1 protein-coding gene is annotated in these 527 nt (G+C 38.0%); it reads right to left on the bottom strand.

The features are described from left to right. A partial coding sequence (locus JHD69_RS20230; RefSeq protein WP_233166111.1) for a polysaccharide biosynthesis protein occupies positions 1-404 on the bottom strand: 404 nt, incomplete at its 3' end. Between the last annotated feature and the right edge of the window lie 123 nt (positions 405-527).

The raw sequence follows: 527 nt of genomic DNA, 5'->3' as shown, positions 1-527 counted from the left end.
CCAAAGATACAGGACATCAAACATAACTCTCCCGACTCTTTTGGAGTTACAAAATATCGTTTAATATCATTGGGAGCAACGATTGGTTGTCGCTTTTGAATTCTTTGATTAAATCCATGCAATAAAGAACCGTCTGAAAATGCAACGTTTGCAAATCGAGCAGTAGAAATTTCGATTTGTTGGCTTTTGCGCATTAGGTACATTTCCATAATACGTTTTGAAGCCCCCATCATATTAACCGGATTGGCGGCTTTATCCGTAGAAACGCAAAAATACTTCCTAACACCTTTTGAGATAGATTGCTCCAATGTTTTCTCGGTGTTAAAAATATTAACATCAATCATCCTCATTAGCGTATAAGGATCTTTTTCACTTCTTACATGCTTTAAAGCAGAGAGGTTCAACACATAATCGTAATCGCCATCATTTTCTATAAATGCATCACCTGTTGCCGCTCCTGATCGTGGAGTTCTTCAAACCGACCATCAATAACAACGCTTTTCCAGTGGAAGGAGTTTTTGATATCG

This window comes from Pedobacter sp. ASV12, from assembly GCF_016429155.1.
GTDB lineage: Bacteria > Bacteroidota > Bacteroidia > Sphingobacteriales > Sphingobacteriaceae > Pedobacter.
The sequence above is the reverse complement of the archived record's forward strand: the minus strand, read 5'-3'. Positions and strand labels throughout refer to the sequence as shown.